Here is a 19,281-nt window from a genome sequence, read left to right as displayed (position 1 = left end):
GATCTTCGCGGGCTTGCTTGAGCCGGATGCATGGAAACGTGCACGTCCGGTTCTGAGGGGGCGGCGGCGCAGCAATGCGCCGTCGCTACCCGGCCTGGTAGCGCACGCAAGGTCGCGCGGGTCGGTGCTGGTGGCGAGCTGCCGATGTGCCACGTATGGGCCGTCGACCACTGCCGAAGCGCCAGGCAGCGGTCGTGTCAATCAACGAACGCGGTCATGCGGATCGACACGAGAACGCCGGGCAGTTCGACGCCGAGCTTGGCGACGTAACGCGTCGGCGGCGTGCTGGGGAACCAGGTCGCGTACTCCTCGTTCATGCCGGCGAAGTCGGCCGGGTTGGTCAGGAGTACGCCGACCTCGACAATGTCCTCCCACGTCGCGCCCGCCGCCCGTAGAACGGTGTTGCAGTTGGCGAGCGCCTGTCGTGTCTGTTCCTGGATCGTCGGTCCGGCCAGGCCCCCCGTGCTCACGTCGACGCCGACCAGGCCTGAGACGTAGACCAGGCCGCCAACTTTCATCGCTTGGCAGTACAACGGTGAGCTGGGCGCATCGGCCGTGCTGATGATCTCTCGCATTCCGCCAAGTTAGCCCCCGCTCACGCCGACGGCGTTCGGCCAGACGGCTCGGATTTCGGTGGCGGCCGCCGGCCGGCGTTTACTGATCTGCCGCCTACAGTGCGCTTGGCAGATCCCGAAAACGGGGTACGTCGTGGTTGGCCTCCCGGCTGGGTCAAGGGCCGGAGGGCGCAGGCGTCTTCTGACTCAGTGCGCATCGCCAACCGCTGCCTGTCCGGACGTAGACCTCGGTGATCCATTCGTCCGCGGTGTACGGGTTGCCCTCCCAGGCGCCGACGCTGGCTTTGCGCGCTGTGACAGCGAGCGCACCAGGAGCAGAGGTCCACACTGGCGTCGCGTAGGGGAGACGCGCCGTTTAGCGTCCCACACAGATCGGCGTGATCGTCTCAGGCCGTAATGCCGTCCACGGATTGACTCACTCCTCCAGGGAGAGCGCCTGGCTGGGGCACACCCGTGCCGCTTCGCGGGCCTTCTCGACCAGTTCGCCCTCCGGCTTCTCGTTCAGCACGATGATTGTGCCGTCGTCCTCGCTCTGGTCGAACAGCGCGGGCTCAGTGAGCACACATTGTCCGGCACCGACGCACCTGTCGGTGTCCGCGATGATCCTCATGGGCCCTGTCCTCCCGAGGTGGGGATGTCACTTCGTCCTCTACCAGGTCACCGGGAGCTGGTAGAGGCCATAGATGTTCGCGTCGTCCTTGAACGGCAGCTCGTCGACATCCACCGCGAGCTCGAGCGTGGGGACGCGGCGGAACAGCGTGTCGAACACGATCTGGAGCTCCATCCGAGCCAAGTTCTGGCCCAGACACTGGTGCGGCCCGAAACCGAACGCAACGTGGTGGCGCGCGCCGCGCTCGATGTCGAGCTCGTCCGGATTCTCGAACGCCCGCGGGTCCCGGTTGGCCGAATAACCCAGCGCCAGCACTCCTTCGCCGGCACGGATCAGCTGCCCGCCGACCTCCATGTCCTCGACGCACAGCCGAGCCGTCGCCACGTCGATGATCGTGAAGTACCGCAGCATCTCCTCGACCGCGTTGAGCGTTTTGGCCAGGTCGGCCTTGATCATCGCGAGCTGCTCCGGGTTGCGCAGGAACGCCACGGTCGACAGCGAGATCATGTTCGCTGTCGTCTCATGGCCGGCCACGAGCAGCAGAAAGCCCATGCCGACCAGCGACGTCCGCCGATAGGTGCCATCCGCGCGCAGCTTGACGATCTGCCGCCCGAGCAGGTCGTCCGGCGGGTTCTCCTCCTTCTCCGCGATGAGGTCGGCCATGTAGCCCTGGACGGCTTTTGTGGCTGCCCACCGCTCCTCGGGCGGCGTCGACTGCTTGATCACCTTCACCGTGTGCTCCTGGAAGAACTCATGGTCGGCGTACGGCACACCCAGCATCTCGCAGATCACCAGCGACGGAACCGGCAGCGACAACGAGTCCACCAGGTCACCGGGCCGCGGCCCGGCCAGCAGCGCGTCGATCTGCCCGTCGACGATCTCCTGGATCCGCGGCCGCAGCGCCTCCAATCGGCGCACCGTGAACTCGCCGAGCACGGCCTTGCGTGCCAGCCCGTGCTCGGGCGCATCCATCGCGATCAGCATGCGCTCCTCGTCCGGCCGCCGGGACGCCGCCTCGCCCTCGACCAGCGCGGGGAAGTCCGGATGCTGCCGGTCGGCGCTGAACCGCCGGTCGTTCAACACGGTTCGCACGTCTTCGTGGCGGCTGACCACCCAGGCCCACCCGCCGTCGGGCAGACGAACCCGCGAGACCGGCTCGTCTTCGCGGATCTCTTCGTATGCCGGCGGCGGCGCGAACGGGCACGTACGGGCCATGGGGAACTCGTGCTTCTCGGTGGTAGTCATGACTTTCCTTCCACGAGGTCACGGACTGGCGATAGAGGCTGGACAGCGAAAAGCCATGCGTGAATGGCAGTTGGCCGATCGGTGCGACCGGGTTGGCTCTGGGACGCGGCGGACCAAGGAGGGTTCTCGTCCTCCGGAAGAGATGCCATGTCTGCAGCGCCCCACGGAGCACGCCGTCCGCGCCGAAACCGCCACCGGCCTGGGGAAAGCCCCAGGCGATCCGGTCGACGGGGAGGTCGCCGATCGCGGCCAGCGGCTCGGTCCAGACGTTGCCGAAGACCAGCACCGTGGCTTGGCCGACACGCGGGGACAGGAAGGCCGTCGCCTCCGCGAGGCGGTGGTGCGGCACGCTGAGCACGATCAGGTCGAAATCGTGGTCCGGCTCGAGCGCCTCGCGGTAGCGCACCGGCCACTTCTCGACGACGTGCTGCCCCCACACCCGGCGCCGCGTATCGATCAGGTCGAGGTCCACCGCGTCTCCGTACGTCGCCGCGCGGCCCGGCCGGACGTAGAACTCGACGTCATGTCCCGCGTGGTGCAGGGCCCAGCCGTAGACGGTGGCGATCACGCCTCGGCCGAACATCAGGATCTTCACGCGGCACCTCGTGGGGTACGATCGATGTGGAGGACATCTCCACTTTCGGGTAGAATATGGAGGCCATCTCCATTTGTCAACGCGAGGTAACGCATGACCGTCGACAAGCCGCTCCGGGCCGACGCCCAGCGCAAGCGTGACGCCCTGCTCGCCACGGCCCGGGAGGTCTTCGACGCCGGTGGCTTCTTCGACCTGCGCTTTGATGATTTCGCCCGTCTGGCCGGGGTGGGCACGGGCACGCTGTATCGCCACTTCCCCACCCGGGAGGCACTGGCCGAGGCGGTCTACCACGGCGAGATCGCCGCGATGTGCGACCGTGTCCGCCAGTTGCGGGCCGCGCTGCCGGCGGCGGAGGCTTTGGCGACCTTCCTACGCGGCATGGTCGACCACATAGACGCCCACGAGGGTCTGGCCCGGACGCTGTCCACGCTCATGGCCACCCGCTCGGGTGCCCTCACCGAGGGCAGCCGGGCGCTGGAGCAGGCTGTCACCGACCTGGTGGCCGCCGCCGTGCGGGACGGCACCGTTCGCGACGACGTGAATGCCGGTGCCGTGATGATGGCGCTGCACGGCATCGGTGCGGCCCATGACCGCCCTGGTTGGCGGGCCGAGGCCGACGATGTCATCACCCTCGTGCTGGACGGGCTGCGCCGCCCGCTATGACAAGGTGCGACACGAGGTCGCAGCGCGCCGCCAGGCGCCATCACTTCCCGGGTGGGGCGAAAGGATCCGCCGGCTGGCGGCGAGTTTCAGCCGCCCGACGAGGCCGCATCCGGCCTGACATCCTGGGCCGGTGCCTCGATCTCGGAAACAGGATGTCATCGACTACGTCGCCCGCCGGGTTCTTGAACTCCGCGACGGTTGTCCCCGAGTGGCGATCGACGGTCCCGATGGATCGGGGAAGACTACCTTCGCAGCGGAACTCGCCGCTGCCGTCCGCCTACTCGGCCGTCCCATCGTCCGCGTGTCGCTCGACGACTTCCACAACGTCCGTGCGGTGCGATACCGCCAAGGCCGCGAGTCCCCGCAAGGCTTCTGGCAGGACTCCTTCAACTACCAGCGGTTCCGCACCGACGTGCTGGAACCGTTCGCGCCGGGCGGCTCGCGATGCTATCGGCAGGCCGCCCACGATCTGGCCACAGACGCGGTTCTCGACCCGCCACGGCGTACTGCTGTTCCCGGGACGGTCCTGATTGTCGACGGGCTCTTCCTGCATCGCGACGAGATCGGCGACGTGTGGGATCTGTCGGTGTTCCTGGACGTCCCGTTCGACGTCACGGCCAGAAGAATGGCGTTTCGCGACGGTACGAACCCCGATCCAGCGCATCCCAGCATGCGGCGATACGTCGAAGCCCAGCGGATCTACTTCGCCGCTGACTCGCCACAGCAAAGGGCCGATATCTTGATCGGGAATCAACATTTCGACGAACCTCGGATCGTCCGTGGGTGACGAAATGATTTGCCGCTGAGCGTGCGCGCACCAGTCAGTCGATGGCTGACGGGCACGAACGAGAGCAGGTGCGGTGCCCACCCGTGCCGAGATGGCGTGGCGGTGGGCCCAGATCAGCCGCCGGCATTCCTTCGCGGCGCGATGAAGACGGCCCAGGCGACAATACCCAGACTCGCACCCAGACCCGAACCTAGCGCGACACCGATACCGACGTTGTCAGAAAAAACCCCGACGACGACGCCGAAGAGAGAGCCAAATGCGATCCAGATCCCGAGATTCGCCCAGATCCCGAGACCTGCGGCGGGCGGGGGCGTGTTGTTGCTTGTCATTGCATCTCTCCCAAGGACGCGGGCGGACAGGGCGGATGATGGCGTTCGCGGTGTCCGAGGCAGCCGAGTGCCCGCCGCGCCTATGCCGTGGCACGGCGGATGAGCCTGTACCCGCCGACCGCGAACGCGGCGGCCACCAGGACCGGCCAGCCGGCGAGCAGCGCCGCAGGGGGCTGGTCGAGCAACCAGCGGCCGATCGCGTGCCATTGGCGGGTCCACGTGGTCAGCGCGGCGGCCAGCCCGAGCGCGGTGAAGGCCAGGGTGACGCTGGCGAGGACGCCGGTGGTGCCCCAGCGCAGGTGCACTGTGCCGAGCAGGATCCCGAGGTGGGTCACGACCAGCATGGGTACCGCGTACCCGAGCAGGAGCAGCACCGGGTTGGCGTCGTCCATGAACGGCAGGCCGAAGTAGCGCATCCCCACCCCCCAGTAGCCGGTGGCCTGTTCCACGGCGCGCAGCAGGCTGAGCACCAGCGCGTAGACAACCGACTGGACGACCGCGAGCAGCGACCAGGCCAGGTAGAACTCCCGGCGGGTCACGCTCATGCCCAGCGCGTACGGGAAGATCTGGGTGACCGAGACGGTGGCCATCCCGATCGCGACGCCGTACACGCTGACCAGGCCGCCGGTGGTCGTCACGCCGTCGCCCGGGTCGTGGTTCGCCATGACGCTCAACAGGTGGATGCCGAACCCGACGGCCGTCATGCTCCACGTCCAGCCCAGGATCTGCGGCCAGGCCGGCATCTGGAGGCGGACCACCTGACGGATGCGGTTCATCGGGCGGCCTCCCGGTCCGCCGGCGCCGTTGTCGTCGGCGGTGCGGTCAGGCGGACCACGAGTTGCTGCAACGACAGCGGTTCCAGCTCGACGTTCAGTTCCTGCGCGAGCGCCTTCGCGTGCGGTCCGAGGCCATCGAGGATGGTCGACCGGACCAGGCCGCTCAACCGCTCGCGGTGCAACTCGGTGCGTCCGGCCGCGAACCCGTCCACGGCCTCCGCCCGTCCGGTTGCCGCCACCGCCCGTCCGCGCAGGTCGTCGGTGTCCTCGTCGAGCAGCAGCCGGCCGCGGTCGATGAGCAGCACCCGCTCGATCAGATCGCTCACCTCGTCGATGAGGTGGGTGGAGAGCACCACGGTGCGGGGATGTTCGGCGTAGTCGGCGAGCAGGCGGTCGTAGAAAAGTTGCCGGGCGGCCGGGTCGAGCCCGAGGTACGGCTCGTCGAAGAACGTCAGGGGCGCCCGCGCGGCCAGCCCGACGGTCACGCCGAGGGCCGACAGCATGCCCCGCGAGAGCCTGCGGACCAGCCGCCCGGCCGGTAGCTGGAAGTCCGCGGCGAGGCCGTGCGCGAACGTGTCGTCCCAGTTCGCAAACAGCCGGCGTGCGGTGCGAAAGACGTGGCGCACGGTGTAGACGTGGGGGTAGCGCTGGCTCTCCCGGACGAAACAGACCTTCGACAGGACGGCCGGGTTCTCCACCGGTGGCGCGTCGAAGACCGACACCTTCCCCGACGACGCGAACGCCTGACCGGTGAGGATCTGCATCAGAGTGGTCTTGCCCGCCCCGTTGCGCCCGAGCAGGCCGTAGATCGTGTGCTCGGCCAGCGCGAAGCTCACGTCGTCGAGCGCCGTGACGTCACCAAAGCGCTTGGTCACCCCGTGTGCGGTTACCACCGTCGTCATCCCAGGTCCCTCCCGACAGCCGCACCGAATGAATCGATCATCTTCATCAGCTCGTCGTGGCCGATGCCGAGCTTGCGCGCCTCGGCGAGCAGGGGTTCCACGTACTGTTCGGTGAACCGTTCCCGTCGCCGCTCGCGCAGCCTGGCCCGGGCCCCACCGGCGACGAACATGCCGATGCCGCGTCGCTTGTAGAGCGTTCCCTCCGACACCAGCTGGTTGACGCCCTTGGCCGCGGTGGCCGGGTTGATCCGGTGAAAGGCGGCAAGCTCGTTGGTGGACGGGACCTGGGCCTCCTCCACCAGCGACCCGTCGATGATCGAGTTCTCGATCAGCTCGGCGATCTGAAGGAAGATCGGTCGGTCGTCGTCCATCGTCGGCTTAGCCGCCCAACTGGTTAGCTACATGGGTAGCTAACCATGCAACCGCGCGTCGCGCCTGTCAAGCCGTCCGGGTATCCCGCAACCTCAGCCGGCGGCGGCGCCGGGACCCGATTCCCGCTGCCGCCGGCCCGGCCAGGCTCGCGCAACCGCGCGGCCTATTTCGGGAAGGTTGCCTCGACGTGCCATCCGCCGTACGAGGTCGGTCCTACGAGCAACCGACCGGCCTGCTCGTGGACCCGTTCGCGCAGGCCGGTCAGTCCGCGGCCGGTACCGGACATGGCCGGCCGCTCCTGGGTCGACCGGTCGTTCTCCACGCTCACGGTCAGGTCTCGGCCGGTGCCGTTGACACGCACTCGGACGGCCGCGCCCGGAGCGTGGCGCATCGCGTTGGTCAGGCTTTCCTGGACGACGCGGAAGGCGATGTGGGCGATCGGTGCGGCCACGCCGTCACGATCGCCCTCGAACCGGCACGAGACGTCCAGACCGCTGCGCGCCGCCCGTGTCACGACCTCCTCGATGAGCGACAGGTCGGGTCCGCCGATCTCCGTTCCGCCGAGCAGTTCGATGAGCCGCTGCAGGTCTTCGCTGCCTTGGCGGGCCGATTCCGCGATGGCGGCGAAGGTCTGCTTGGCCCGGGCCGGGTCGTTGTCGACCAGCCGTTGCCCGGCCGCGGCCTGGATGATCATGACGCTGATGGCGTGCCCGACGATGTCGTGCAGCTCGGCGGCGATCCGGGCCCGCTCGTGGCGCAGGGCCAGGTCGGCGAACAGTTCCCTTTCCTCTTCCAGCTCCCGGCCGCGTTGAGCGAGTTCGTCCGCCGCCTCTCGGCGCAGCCGGAAGACTGTGCCGGCTAGGAAGCCCGGCACGCTGAACATCACCACGGCCACTGGGCTGGTAGCGAGAACCAGCCAGAAAACAACCAGGTACGCCGCCAGGCCGGCGCCGGTTACCCAGGCGGCCCGGCCGCGCCAGCCCAGGGCCGTGACCGCGGCGAGGAGGGCCATGATCACGAGCGCGAGGTCGGGGAACCAGCCGTAGTCACCAAGGCACGCTGCCGCCAGCCAAAGCCCCCCGCCCCCGACCGCGACCACGCGCGGGTGGCTCCGCCACCAGAGCAGTGCCAGGCCACTGGCCACGGCAGCGGCGACGAAGACATTGCCGAGAACGGTGGCAGGCCAGCCGTGGATCGCCGTCGGCAACGCGACGGTGGCGAGGACCAGAAGGACGATCCCCGCCTGCTCGAGTCGGCGCAAGCCCACCACCACGGATCACCCGACCACGGGAAGCTGGGCCACGGCCCGGGCGTACCCCCGGGCGACCTTCACGTCGACCGAGCCGCCGAGCAGCTTGGCGCGCTCCTTGGCCCGGGCGATCGCCGCCTTCAGGTCCCCGCCCCGCCCCACCAGACCGTTGACGCGGATCTCGAGCGCGTCGTCCTCGAATCGCACGGCGACCTCGATCGGCGCGTCGGCCCGGTCGGCGAGCACGGTGACCAGGTATTCGACGATGCGAAAGGCCGACAGTTCCACGGTGGCCGGCAGCGACCGGGAGTCGCCCGTCACGGTCAGCCGCGAGCGCGCCGACCGGTGCCGCGCAAGCAGCGCGTCGAGGTGGGCGACCGTCGGGGCCGGCGCCAGGTCGACTTCGCCGCCGCGGAGCAGCCCCACGATCTCGCGCATGTCGTCCAGCGTCTGCCGGCTGCCGGACTCGATGGCCTCCAACAGCGTTCTCGCCTGTGCCGGAGCGAGGCCGTCCGCGGACTCGGCCGCCGTGGTCAGCTGCGCGAGCCGTTCCTGAAGGAGCCCGTCGAGCTGCTGGGAGAGCCTCGCCCGGTCGTCCGCGACCGCCAGCGCGGCGCGCTCGTCGCGCAGCTGCCGCAGCTCGTCGTCCCGGATCTTGAGCTGGTGGTTCAGGGCGCTGCGGTGCCGGGCCGCCCGGCCGATCCCGAAGACGACCAGGACGATCGGCAGGGCCAGCGCCAGCACGTCCGGACCGGTTGTCGCATCGACCACCACCACGGCCACGGTCAACACGGCGCACAGCCCAACGACGAGCCAGGCTTTCGTACGCGGGTAGGCCAGTGCCCCGAGGAACGCCAGCACGAAGATCAGCGGCAGGCCGGCGCCGCAGCGGGTCACCCAACCGAACAGCAGGTCGTGAACCACCATGAGACCGACGGCGACAGCGGTGACGGCGAGGACGCTGCGCCGCCACCAGAGCACCGGAATCGTGGCGCCCACGAAAACCGGAATCATCCACAGCGAATGGGAATCGAACGGGTGGACCATCGAGCCGTCGGCGATACTCCGTGTGACCTCGGCGTCGGTGGTGGTGACGTCGAAGTACATGAGCAACGCGCCCAGCGCGGTGAGGGCTCCCGCGAGGAACCAGTCGCCGATCCTCACCCCGCGGAAGATCTCACTCATCGCCGCGCTCCTTCCCACCCGTGGACCCGCTCAGGCGGCTGCGCGCTCGTGGACCGGCGCGTCGGCGGTGAGCTGCTGCTTCCTGGTGACCCGATTCTGGACCAGAAGACCGATGCCGTAGAAGAGCGCGGCACCCGGGAGTGCGATGACGAGCCCGTCGCCCATCGGGCCGATCGAGGAGTCGTGGATGAGCACGACCACCTGAAGAACGACAATTCCGGCGACGCCGATCAGCTGGTTCCTCATGTTCCCGGCGTAACGGGCCACGGCGTACGCGAGTGCGAACGAGAGTGGGAGCGCCACACCGCAGCGGGTCAGCCAGTCGAAGGCGAGCAGGTGGACGGCCGAGGCGGCGATGGTGCAGCCGATGACCGCGAGGATGTGGCGGCGGCGCCACAGGACCGGCAGCGTCACCAGCAGGAAGACCGGCAGGATCACCCACGAATGCGTGGAGACCGGGTGGGCCAGGTCCGCGTCGTCCGGCGAGGCGATGTTCTCCCACATCAGCAACGCACCGAGCACAGTCATCAGGCCGGCCAGCACGTAGTCGAGGGGCCGGACACCCTTGAGAACTCCGTTCATCGTTCTTTCCTTTCGCCGCGGATCGCTGAGATGCCCTGACGGTAGGGTTCGGCCCGCGTAGCCTTCGTCCAGCTCAGGGAGGATGTTCCGACCCGCCATCGTCCTTAGGGATGACCCGGCGGCGACGGCGGGACCGGCAGACTGTCAGTTGTGTCCCATAAGATCCGGGTACTCGTCGCCGACGACCAGACCCTCGTCCGCACCGGTTTCCGGGTGATCCTGGAGGCCGAGGGCGACATCGAGGTCGTTGCCGAGGCCGACACCGGCACCGAGGCGATCCGCCAGGCCCAATTGACCGAGCCCGATGTGATCCTGATGGACATCCGCATGCCCGAACTCGACGGCCTGTCGGCCACCGAGGAGATCCTGCGGCACCCCAACCCGCCGACGATCGTCGTCCTCACGACCTTCGACCAGAACGAGTACGTCTACCGCGCGTTGCGCGCCGGCGCGGCCGGTTTCCTCCTGAAAGACGCACCATCGACCCGCCTGATCGCCGCCGTTCGCGCCGCGGCCACCGGCGACTCTCTCATCGAGCCGTCGATCACCCAGCGGCTGGTCGAACGCTTCGTCGAGCCCGCCCAGTCGGCCGGACCACCGCCGGCACTGGCGCCCTTGACCGGGCGTGAACTCGACGTCCTACGGCTTATCGCACGTGGTCTCTCCAACGCCGAGATCGCGGCCGAGCTGGTGGTGGCCGAGACAACGGTGAAAACCCACGTCGCGCGCATCCTCACCAAGCTCGGCCTGCGGGACCGCGTGCAAGCGGTAGTCGTCGCCTACGAGACCGGCTTCGTCAACCGCAGCCCAGGCCCATGACCGAAACGTAGCCAGCGGCAGAGCGCATGAGCGAGCCGATGTGCCGCCGGCATCCTCACATGCCGCTGACAAAGCGTGGTGCCCGCGGCCCGGGCGGACACATGCAGGCCGCCCGGCGGGCCGTCGACGCGTCGTTTCACCACCCCGTCGCGGCTTGAACCGGAACGTCCCGCACGCGGCCGCGCGGCGTCTCGCTGAGACGCCGTGTGTTCGTCATGCCGGTCCCGGGGCGGTCTCGAGCAGAGCAGGCAGCACTAGGGCGGGGGTCATGGGCAGGTTCCGGAGCCGGATTCCCGCGGCGTTGTGAACGGCGTTCGCCACTGCGGCGGCGACGCCGGTGATGCCGATTTCGCCGACACCGTGCCCGCCCATCGGTGCCATGGGGTCGGGATGGCCGAGCCAGTCGACGTCGATGTGGGGGACGTCGGCGTGTACGGGGACGTGGTAGTGCGCCAACGACGGGTTCATGATGCGTCCGGTCCGGCTGTCGACGGCGACCTCCTCGGTGAGAGCCTGGCCCAGACCCATGATGATGCCGCCGCGGAACTGGCTGGCGGCGGTGGTCGGGTTCAGCACCCGTCCGGTGTCGAAGACCCCGAGCCAACGGTCGACTCGGATCTCGCCGGTGACGTCACTGACCCGGACTTGGCAGAACTGGGCCCCGAAGGACTGCATCGAGTACTTCATCATTTCCAGTGGGAGCGACTCGGTTCCTTCGGCGGTCACTTCGTCACGGCCGGCGCCGCCAAGCAGCGTCGAGTAGGGGAGGCCGGAGCCGCCGTCGCGGCGATACAGTCCGCCGTCGCGCAGCTCGACGTCGCGGGGCCGGGCGCCGGTCAGGGCGCCGCCGCGGGGAACGAGCTTGAGGAGGATCTCGACGAGTTGTTTGGCGGCGGCCGTGACGGATGCGATGATCGCGGCTGTTTGCGCGGACCCGCCGGCGGGGATGCCGGCCGGCAGTGAGCTGTCACCGTATTCGAAGGTGACCGCCTCGACGGGCAGGCCGAGCCGGTCGGCCGCGTGCTGGGCCTGGACGGTGGCGGTGCCCATTCCCATCTCGTGCGCGGCGGTCCGGATGATTGCCCGCCCGTCGGCGCATACCGTGATGGTGGCTTTGCCGTTCGGCATGCGGATGTAGGGATAGTTGGCGCCGGCCACGCCGTGCCCCACCCACCATTCCCCGCGTCGTGTCGAGCGTGGTACGGGGTTGCGCTGATCCCAGCCGAACGTGTCGGCGCCGCGGGCGAATGTCTCGAGCAGGTGCCGGGCGGAGAACGGCCGGCCGGTGGCCGGGTTGCGGTCCGGTTCGATGCGGGTACGGAACACGATCGGATCGACGCCCAGCCGCTCCGCCATCTCGTCGATCGCGCATTCCAGGGCGAACGAGCCGATCGAGTCGCCCGGTGCGCGCATCGACGCGTTCGCGGGCATCTGGAGTTCCAGCACGTGCTGGTCGACCAGGAAGGTGTCGGAGGCGTACAGGTTGCGTGCGGGGAACGTGAACTGTTCGGCGAACCCGTTGTCCTGCGCCCCGATCGCCGTGGTGCCCTCGTGGCTCAGCGCCGCCAACCCGCCGGAGGCGTTGGCGGCCAGCGTGACGCGCTGCGACGACGGTGTCCGGCCGCCGGTGACCCGGAAGACCTCTTCGCGGGTGAGCGTCGCGCGGACCGGCCGGCCGAGCAGCTTGGCGGCACCGGCGCAGAGCAACTGGTGGCTCCAGACCATCTTGCTGCCGAAGGCACCGCCGACGAACTTCGCGATCACCCGGACGTTCTCGACGGGTACGGCGAACACGTCGGCCAACGTCATCTGCGTGTGCGTGATGGCCTGCGTGGCGTCCCACACCGTGAGGTGCTCGGCGTCGTCCCAGCGGGCCACCGTGATGTGCGGTTCGATCGCGGCGTTGTAGTGCATCGCGGTCCGGTAGCCGTGATCGACGATGTGATCGGACGACTGCCGCGCTCGGTCCACGTCGCCTTTGGCGATCCGCGTCCGCTCGCCCTGTACGTTCGCGGCGCGCCGGGCACGGCCCTGCTCGGTGGTGAAATCGACGATCGGCGTGGGTCCGCTCGTGTCGTAGTGGACCCGGATCAGGTCGGCGGCGTGGCGGGCCTGCTCGGCGGTCTCGGCCACAACGACCGCGACCGGCTCGCCGTTCCATCGGATCTGGTCGTCCTGCATGACCGGCGCGCGGGTGAACGAGGCGCCCTTGAGGGTGATCAGCAGCCGCGGCGCCTTCATCGGCGGCGCGTTGTGATGGGTCATGACCAGCAGGACGCCCGGGGCGGCCTCCGCCTCGGCCACCTCGATCTCGGCGATCCGACCGGCCGGCCTCGTCGCACAGACCAATGCGGCGTGGGTGAGGCCGGGCACGACGACGTCCTGCGTGAAAGGCGCGCGGCCGCTGACTTTGAGCGGACCGTCGCGGCGGGCCATCGCCTTTCCCTGCACCAGGTCGGTCCGGCTCAGCAGCGGGTCGGGGCGGCGGTCCGGCAGCAGCCGCGCGGCCATCTCGAACGCTCTCTGCATCAGAGTCACGGCGCCTCCTGCGGTTCTTCGGCGAGCTGGGTGAGTGCCGCCACGACCGACCGGGTGGCCAGCGGAATTTTGTAGGCGTTGTCGCGCAAGGGAACCGCGTTCCTCAGCGCTGTCCGCGCGGCCTCTTCGAACAACTCCGGGCTGACCGGTTGCCCGTCGAGCACCCGTTCGGCCTCACGCGCCCGCCACGGCTTCGCGGCGACGCCGCCGAGGGCCAGTCGCGAGCGCCGGACGACGCCGCGGTCGACGTCGAGTACAGCGGCCACCGACACCAGCGCGAACGCATAGCTGGCCCGCTCACGGACCTTGCGGTACACGCAACGGCGCCCCCACGGTGCCGGGGGCACGGAAACCGCCGTGATCAGCTCGTACGGTTCGAGGTTGGTCTCCCGTGCGGGCTCGTCACCGGGTAGCCGGTGCAGGTCGGTCAGGTCGACGACTCGTGGACCGCCGGGTCCGTGCAGATGGACGCGGGCGTCCAGGGCGGCCAGGGCCACGCACAGGTCGGACGGATGGGTGGCGACGCAGTGCGGGGAGTGGCCGAGTACTGCGTGATTGTGGGTACCCCCGTCCAGGGCGTCACAGCCGGCGCCCGGCTCACGCCGGTTGCACCGGGACGCGGTGTCATAGAAGTAGAGGCACCGTGGGCGTTGCAGGACGTTGCCACCCACCGTGGCCATGTTGCGGATCTGCCCGGTGGCCCCGTTGAGGATGGCGCGGGAGATCAACGGAAAGTCGGCGCGTACGCGAGGGTGCTCGGCGACCGCGGTGTTGGTGGCCCCGGCTCCGAGGACCAGGGTGCCGTCCGGCTCGACCTCGATCTGCCGCGTCAACGACCGTACGTCCACCAGCACTTCGGGCGTCTCCACGCCTTGGCGCATCAGATCGACGAGGTTCGTTCCGCCGGCCAGGTACCGGGCACCCGCGCCGGCGGCGAGTTCGACCGCGGCGGCCACGTCGTCTGATCGCAGGTAGGTGAACGGCCTCACGATCGGACCCGGTCCGGCGCGGTGAAATGCTCGATGATGGCCTCGACGATCCCATTGTAGGCACCGCAGCGGCACACGTTCCCGCTCATCCGCTCCCGCACTTCCGGCCGTGACCACTGTGGGTCTGCGGCCACCTCGTCGGCGGCCTTGCTGGGCAACCCGCGCTCCAGTTCGGCGGCCATACCGATCGCTGAGCAGATCTGCCCGGGCGTGCAATAGCCGCACTGGAACCCGTCGTGCGCGATGAACGCCTCCTGCAACGGGTGCAACCGGTCCGGTTCGCCGATCCCTTCGATGGTGGTCACCTGCGAACCGTCGACCATCACGGCGAGCGTCAGGCAGGACAGGATGCGGTTCCCGTCGACCAGCACCGTGCAGGCGCCACAGCCGCCCTGACCGCAGCCGAACTTGGCCCCGGTCAGCCCGCGATCCTCCCGGAGGAAGTCGAGCAGCGAGCGCCGCGGATCATCGACCGCAGCCTCGACCGCCTCCCCGTTCACGACGACCCGGATCTGATGGCCGCCGTTGCCCTTCATGCCCTGGCCGGTGTGCACATGGGTCGTACCTGTCATCGCGGCCCCCTCGGCTCGATGCCCGGCGTCCCCGACGCCGTCTCCCAAGACCGGCCGATCGGCCGACAGGTCTGGAAACTCGATCACGGGGATCGTGGCACGGTCGTATCGGCCGGGCATCGCCCATCGGCGCAACTACTCCACGTTGCCCTTCGCCCACCAAAGGCGTCGAAGATGCTCAAGTGAACCGCGGGGCAGGCCATCGTGGTGGTGTGCTGTCCCAGACTGGGACAGCGCGTGGTCGAGCGTGATCCTCAGCGGCCGTTCTGGGCCTCGGCCAGACCCGTGTGGATCACCCACGCCGCGACGTCGACTCTGCTGTTGAGATCCAATCGTGTACGGATGCTCGTCAGATGGTGTGCCACCGTGCGCTTGCCCATGCCGACCTCGACAGCGATCTGGGCGTTGGTGAGACCGCGCGCGACCGCGAGCGCGACCTGGAGCTGGCTCGGCGTCAGAAGGTCGGCGGGGCCGGTGTCGGTCGGAAGCACGCCGCTGATCGCATGTTCCTTCAGTTGCTTGACGGTCATGGCGTGTCCCATGGCGACGGCTGCGTTGGCTTTCACCGGGCCGACGGCCCTCCGGGCTGCGCGCGTGGCGGCTGCCAGCTGGTCATCGCCGAACGCATCGCTGCGGAAGCCCACCACCTCCGACCCGGCCGACAGGCGGAGAGCACGCTCGTTCTCGCCACGCCGGGCAGCGAGGATCGCCGCGCACTTGAGCGCGCCCCCGACCGCGTTGTGATGCTCGAACTCGGAGGTGAGAATCGCGGTGACGTACCCGGCGGCCGTCGCATCCTCGCCCCGCACGATGTCGATGATCGCCGCCGTGTGCAGCAGAGTCGTGCCCCACTCGTTGGCGAACCGGGCCGCCGGCGGAAGCGCCTGGTCGGCCCGCGCCTCGTACATCGCGATGGCCTCCGAGATGACCTCGTGGGCGGCGCCGGTGTCGCCGCCGGCAACCAGCAGCCAGGCCTGGATGTTCAGAGCACGCCCGAGTGATCCGATCCGGCCCTTGGCGCGCAGCAGAGCGATCAACTCGGCGCCGACCTCTGCTCCACCGGCCGGGTCGTTGATCAGCCCTCGTGTGATCATGACGCCGCTGAGCGCCGTGGCCAGCACGTCGAGGTCGTCGAGCGTCCGCGCCAACCGGACCGCGTCGTGCGCGTGGCCGGCGGCCGTCGCGTGATCGCCGACCCGTGCCGTGTTCATCGCGAGCATCCAATGCGCCCGCGCCCGGTCCGCGGTCGACGCTTGCGGGCCATCGAGCAGTCCGAGGAGGAGCCGTTTCGTCTCGGTCATCTCCTGCTGGGTGGAGAGCAGGTGAGCGAGCAGGAGGGCGAGCTTGGGGTGGCGCTCCGGGGCCAGCACCGCCGCGACGTCGGCGGCGTATCGGATGTTGTCCCGCTCGGCGGCGATCCGGTTGATCAGGATGGTCAGTTCGTCGCCCCACGGGTGCCCGGCGAGCTGTCCCTCGTAAGCGATCAGCCAGTCGATCAGCCGCGTCTGGGTGGGCGCGAGCTCACCGGCCCGGGTGAGAGCCTCCAGACCGTACGCCCGCAGCGACTCCAGAATCCGGAAACGGCCCGCCGTCTGCGCGTCGACGACCAGCATCGACTTGCGCGTGAGGTCGGCGAGCCGCGCCCACAGCTGAGGCCGGTCGAGTTCCAGATCGCGGGTGACGGCGGCGGCGGTGTGCTGGTCGAAGCCGCCGGGCAGCACGCAGAGGCGCGCGAACACCGCCTTCGCCGTCTCGTCGAGCAGGTGGTAGCTCCATGCGATCGCTTCGCGGAGGCTGTGGTGGCGGCCGGCCGCTCCGCGGGGGGTGTCGACCAGTACGTCGAGCGGCTCCGCCAGCCGGCGCAGCAGTTGGTCCGGCGTCAGCAGGTCGCTCTGGCGGGCGGCCAGCTCGATCGCCAGCGGTAGCCCGTCGAGGCGGTCGCAGATGTCGGCGACGTCCTCGGCCGAGGCGTCGAGGTCGAAGTCGGGCCGGACGGCGCGCGCCCGGTCCGCGAACAGCCGGACCGCGTCGGCCACTCGCGCGGCCCGGCCCGCTCCGCCGGCCGGCGGGAACGGCGCCAGCGGCAGGATCGCCTCGCCCGGGGCTCGCAGCGGCTCGCGGCTTGTCGTAAGGATCCGCAGCTCCGGTGCGGCCTCGCGAAGGTCCATGGTGATGCTCGCCACGCCGGCCGACAAGTGCTCGCAGTTGTCCAGGATCAGCAGCACTGCGCCGCCCCTGGTCGCCTCCGCGACGACCTGGCGGGCGTCCTTACCCGCGCCGGTGAGTGCCGCCGCCGTGCTCACCGCCGGACCGATCAGCCATTCCCGCGACACGGATGCCAGCCGCACCCACCACACACCCCCGGGGTATCCGGCTCGGACGCGGTGAGCGATCTCCCCGGCCAGCCGGGTCTTCCCCACGCCCGCCGGCCCGACCAGGCTTACCAGCCGGTGCTGCCGCAGCAGCTCGGGCAGCGCGGCCAGCTCGCGACCGCGGCCGACGAAGCGGTCGAACACCGCAGGCACGTCACCCGGCTGCGGCCCGGCCTCACTCGGCCGAATCCCGACGCTGTCATAGGACGTCGTAATCGAGGTGCCCTTGCTGTACTGACGATGCAGGGAGGAAGCCGGGACGTCCAGCGCGTCCGCCAGCTCCCGCCAGCTCAAACCCCGAGCCCGCCCCATCGCGACGACGGACCGGAGTCCCCAGGCGGTCACTCGCTGAGCCTCGGCCAGCGCCGCGGCCAGGTCGACCGGCTCGGACGCACGCCCCGCTGCGGCCGCCACGGCCATCAGCTGCCGCAGATACGTCTCCACATCTCGGGCGGATCCGCCATCATCCTGCGGCGTCATCACACCTCACGTCGACGGTCGGGAAGCGGCGCTCAAGGGCGGCCGCGAACTGCTCGACCTCGATCGCGGAACGGCTCGGATCGCACCTTCCCGGAGGCGAACGCTCACGACGATGCTCTCCTTGTCCGCGTCAAGAGTGATCCCTTTGCCGGCCCGACGGGTGTGGTGTTGATTGATCACTCAATCATGGGAGTCGAGCGTTGTCCAGTAGGCGTTTACGAGACGCTGCGATGCGCCTCGGCTCTCGGGTCGGCGATCCTGTCCTGCCTTCGCGGAGACCGCGCAGGCGACCGGCGATCAGCCGCGGGTATCGCTGTTGCTGGGCGGCGCTCGTCACGCGCGGTTCTGCATGCCGAGCATCGACCGCAGCGCCGCATATCCGACCCGTTGGTATTCCTCGGCCTGAGCGGGGAAGGCGAGCATCGAATCCATGATCGAGTTGGCGAGACCGGCGACGAGAGGACCGATGAAGTGGATGGACTGCCCGGCCAGTGGCCCATGCCGGCTCGCTTCGAGGAAGACGGCCACTCCTGAGCCCAGGTCGTCGGCAACGCGATCGCGGGTCGGCAGAGAAGGGATGTCGCTGTTGTAGATCGAGAGCAGGGCGCGTCGTCTCACCGCGTTCTCGGTTCCCCACCGCATCCACCGGTCCCAGATCGCGCTCATGGCGTCATCGACGGACAGGTCTGCGTCGAGATCTTCCAGGACCGCTTCCCGTAGCTCGTGCTTGAGTGCGACGAACAGGGCCTCGAGCATTCCGTCCTTGGTGCCGAAATGGTGGAACACCGACCCTTGGGCGGCGCCGGCGCGCTTGGCGATGACCGCTGTACTCGCAGTGACTCCTTGCTCAGAGACAACCTCGATGGCAGCTTCCAGCAGTCGTCTGCGCATGGCGCCCAGGTCGCGGTGTGAGGAAGCGTTTGACATTCGACTCCAATGGCCATTGATTGGTCAATCAAATTCTGATAATAAACGACCAGGGTACGCTGTGATCGACTCTGGTGCGCAGCCGCTCGCGGACCCCACCAGCCCTTCCGGCCCTTGTCCGGCAGCCGGGAGTCGACCGGCGGTTCGTGGCGATCGTCGATCGAGTGCATCTCCAGGGTCAGGAACGGTCGCCGGGCCCGCGCCGCCCCGAGACTGACGCTCTCGACGGCATCGCACATAGCGCTCCACGGTGGAATATCCGTTGCCGGCAGCGCCATGAATTCTCCCCGCCATGGCTGTGCGGACCGCGAGCGGGCAATGCATCGACGAATGCGAGTGCCGCGGCGGCCGGATCAACGGTCAAGAGCGAACAGCGCCACTGCGGCGATGACTCCGACGGCCGTGCACAGTAGTCCGCTGATCAGCCATCGGCCGTTGGGTCGCACTCCGCTGATCACGGCGGCCGTCAGTCCGGCGGCGGCGGTGGTGAGGACCAGGGCCGCCACGGCCAGATCACCCAGCCACTCACCGACGCTCAGGTCGCCGTTACGTACGCCTTCGCTACCGAACACGACGAACGACAGGGCGTACAGCACAGCGACCGAGAGCCAGCCGACGTGGACCACAGCGACAACCCAGGAGGCCACCCTCAACAGGAAACGGTTCGGATGGGCGGAGGTGCTCGATGCGCTGACCATGCGAGGGAACGTAACC

At 69.1% G+C, this 19,281-nt stretch carries 19 protein-coding genes and 1 pseudogene; 3 read left to right on the top strand and 17 right to left on the bottom strand.

Going from position 1 to position 19,281, the window contains the following annotated elements; all coding sequences use genetic code 11:
- Positions 1–197: 197 nt before the first annotated feature.
- From AB0O15_RS43795 to AB0O15_RS43780, 4 genes and pseudogenes are all read right to left on the bottom strand, one after another.
- Positions 198–575 carry a Rid family hydrolase gene (locus tag AB0O15_RS43795; protein ID WP_364332646.1) on the bottom strand — a complete coding sequence of 126 codons (378 nt, stop codon included), beginning with the start codon at positions 573–575 and terminating at the stop codon, positions 198–200.
- Between the two features lie 415 nt (positions 576–990).
- The gene (locus AB0O15_RS43790) at positions 991–1,185 is read right to left on the bottom strand and encodes a ferredoxin (protein ID WP_364332643.1); all 195 of its coding nucleotides are present in this window, start codon (positions 1,183–1,185) and stop codon (positions 991–993) included.
- Positions 1,186–1,224: 39 nt separating this feature from the next.
- Positions 1,225–2,430 carry a cytochrome P450 gene (locus AB0O15_RS43785; RefSeq protein ID WP_364332640.1) on the bottom strand — a complete coding sequence of 402 codons (1,206 nt, stop codon included), beginning with the start codon at positions 2,428–2,430 and terminating at the stop codon, positions 1,225–1,227.
- 274 nt (positions 2,431–2,704) lie between these two features.
- Positions 2,705–3,013, bottom strand: a pseudogene (locus tag AB0O15_RS43780) (2-dehydropantoate 2-reductase N-terminal domain-containing protein); the annotation flags it as partial.
- Between the two features lie 105 nt (positions 3,014–3,118).
- On the opposite strand from AB0O15_RS43780, the gene AB0O15_RS43775 reads away from it, so the two are divergent.
- Both AB0O15_RS43775 and AB0O15_RS43770 read left to right on the top strand, forming a co-directional pair.
- On the top strand, positions 3,119–3,688 hold the full coding sequence (locus AB0O15_RS43775; protein ID WP_364332637.1) for a TetR/AcrR family transcriptional regulator: 570 nt from the start codon (positions 3,119–3,121) through the stop codon (positions 3,686–3,688).
- A gap of 208 nt (positions 3,689–3,896) precedes the next feature.
- Positions 3,897–4,475 (top strand): uridine kinase, encoded by a 579-nt coding sequence (locus AB0O15_RS43770; RefSeq protein ID WP_364332634.1) that lies wholly within the window; start codon positions 3,897–3,899, stop codon positions 4,473–4,475.
- Positions 4,476–4,588: 113 nt separating this feature from the next.
- Here AB0O15_RS43770 and AB0O15_RS43765 read toward each other — a convergent pair whose 3' ends face one another.
- The 7 genes from AB0O15_RS43765 to AB0O15_RS43735 form a co-directional block, all read right to left on the bottom strand.
- The gene (locus AB0O15_RS43765) at positions 4,589–4,804 is read right to left on the bottom strand and encodes a hypothetical protein (protein WP_364332631.1); all 216 of its coding nucleotides are present in this window, start codon (positions 4,802–4,804) and stop codon (positions 4,589–4,591) included.
- A gap of 80 nt (positions 4,805–4,884) precedes the next feature.
- Positions 4,885–5,580 carry an ABC transporter permease gene (locus AB0O15_RS43760; RefSeq protein WP_364332628.1) on the bottom strand — a complete coding sequence of 232 codons (696 nt, stop codon included), beginning with the start codon at positions 5,578–5,580 and terminating at the stop codon, positions 4,885–4,887.
- Positions 5,577–6,482 (bottom strand): ABC transporter ATP-binding protein, encoded by a 906-nt coding sequence (locus AB0O15_RS43755; RefSeq protein WP_364332625.1) that lies wholly within the window; start codon positions 6,480–6,482, stop codon positions 5,577–5,579. Before AB0O15_RS43755 ends, AB0O15_RS43760 begins: the two co-directional genes overlap by 4 nt.
- Positions 6,479–6,853 carry a GntR family transcriptional regulator gene (locus AB0O15_RS43750; RefSeq protein WP_364332622.1) on the bottom strand — a complete coding sequence of 125 codons (375 nt, stop codon included), beginning with the start codon at positions 6,851–6,853 and terminating at the stop codon, positions 6,479–6,481. The genes AB0O15_RS43755 and AB0O15_RS43750 overlap by 4 nt, the downstream gene beginning before the upstream one ends.
- Before the next feature lie 164 nt (positions 6,854–7,017).
- Entirely contained in the window at positions 7,018–8,115 is a 1,098-nt protein-coding gene (locus tag AB0O15_RS43745; RefSeq protein WP_364332619.1) for a histidine kinase, read from the bottom strand.
- A 15-nt stretch (positions 8,116–8,130) separates the two neighbouring features.
- On the bottom strand, positions 8,131–9,288 hold the full coding sequence (locus tag AB0O15_RS43740; protein WP_364332616.1) for a hypothetical protein: 1,158 nt from the start codon (positions 9,286–9,288) through the stop codon (positions 8,131–8,133).
- Positions 9,289–9,318: 30 nt separating this feature from the next.
- Positions 9,319–9,870, bottom strand: a complete 552-nt coding sequence (locus tag AB0O15_RS43735; RefSeq protein WP_364332613.1) for a hypothetical protein — start codon at positions 9,868–9,870, stop codon at positions 9,319–9,321.
- Positions 9,871–10,020: 150 nt separating this feature from the next.
- Here AB0O15_RS43735 and AB0O15_RS43730 point away from each other — a divergent pair, with 150 nt between their 5' ends.
- Complete coding sequence (locus AB0O15_RS43730) at positions 10,021–10,689, top strand: response regulator transcription factor (protein WP_364332610.1); 669 nt, start codon at positions 10,021–10,023, stop codon at positions 10,687–10,689.
- A 213-nt stretch (positions 10,690–10,902) separates the two neighbouring features.
- Here AB0O15_RS43730 and AB0O15_RS43725 read toward each other — a convergent pair whose 3' ends face one another.
- The 6 genes from AB0O15_RS43725 to AB0O15_RS43700 form a co-directional block, all read right to left on the bottom strand.
- Positions 10,903–13,218, bottom strand: a complete 2,316-nt coding sequence (locus tag AB0O15_RS43725; protein ID WP_364332652.1) for a xanthine dehydrogenase family protein molybdopterin-binding subunit — start codon at positions 13,216–13,218, stop codon at positions 10,903–10,905.
- A 5-nt stretch (positions 13,219–13,223) separates the two neighbouring features.
- Positions 13,224–14,216 (bottom strand): xanthine dehydrogenase family protein subunit M, encoded by a 993-nt coding sequence (locus AB0O15_RS43720; RefSeq protein ID WP_364332607.1) that lies wholly within the window; start codon positions 14,214–14,216, stop codon positions 13,224–13,226.
- Positions 14,213–14,752: a 2Fe-2S iron-sulfur cluster-binding protein gene (locus AB0O15_RS43715; protein WP_364332649.1), complete on the bottom strand. Its 540-nt coding sequence runs from the start codon at positions 14,750–14,752 to the stop codon at positions 14,213–14,215. Before AB0O15_RS43715 ends, AB0O15_RS43720 begins: the two co-directional genes overlap by 4 nt.
- A 290-nt stretch (positions 14,753–15,042) precedes the next feature.
- Positions 15,043–17,640 (bottom strand): LuxR C-terminal-related transcriptional regulator, encoded by a 2,598-nt coding sequence (locus AB0O15_RS43710; RefSeq protein ID WP_364332604.1) that lies wholly within the window; start codon positions 17,638–17,640, stop codon positions 15,043–15,045.
- A gap of 333 nt (positions 17,641–17,973) precedes the next feature.
- The gene (locus AB0O15_RS43705; protein WP_364332601.1) at positions 17,974–18,531 is read right to left on the bottom strand and encodes a TetR/AcrR family transcriptional regulator; all 558 of its coding nucleotides are present in this window, start codon (positions 18,529–18,531) and stop codon (positions 17,974–17,976) included.
- Between the two features lie 389 nt (positions 18,532–18,920).
- Positions 18,921–19,214, bottom strand: a complete 294-nt coding sequence (locus tag AB0O15_RS43700) for a hypothetical protein (protein WP_364332598.1) — start codon at positions 19,212–19,214, stop codon at positions 18,921–18,923.
- Positions 19,215–19,281 lie beyond the last annotated feature (67 nt).

The organism is Actinoplanes sp. NPDC089786 (assembly GCF_040684855.1).
Classification (GTDB): domain Bacteria; phylum Actinomycetota; class Actinomycetes; order Mycobacteriales; family Micromonosporaceae; genus Actinoplanes.
Note: the sequence above shows the minus strand (reverse complement) of the source record. Positions and strands in the feature narration are given on the sequence as shown.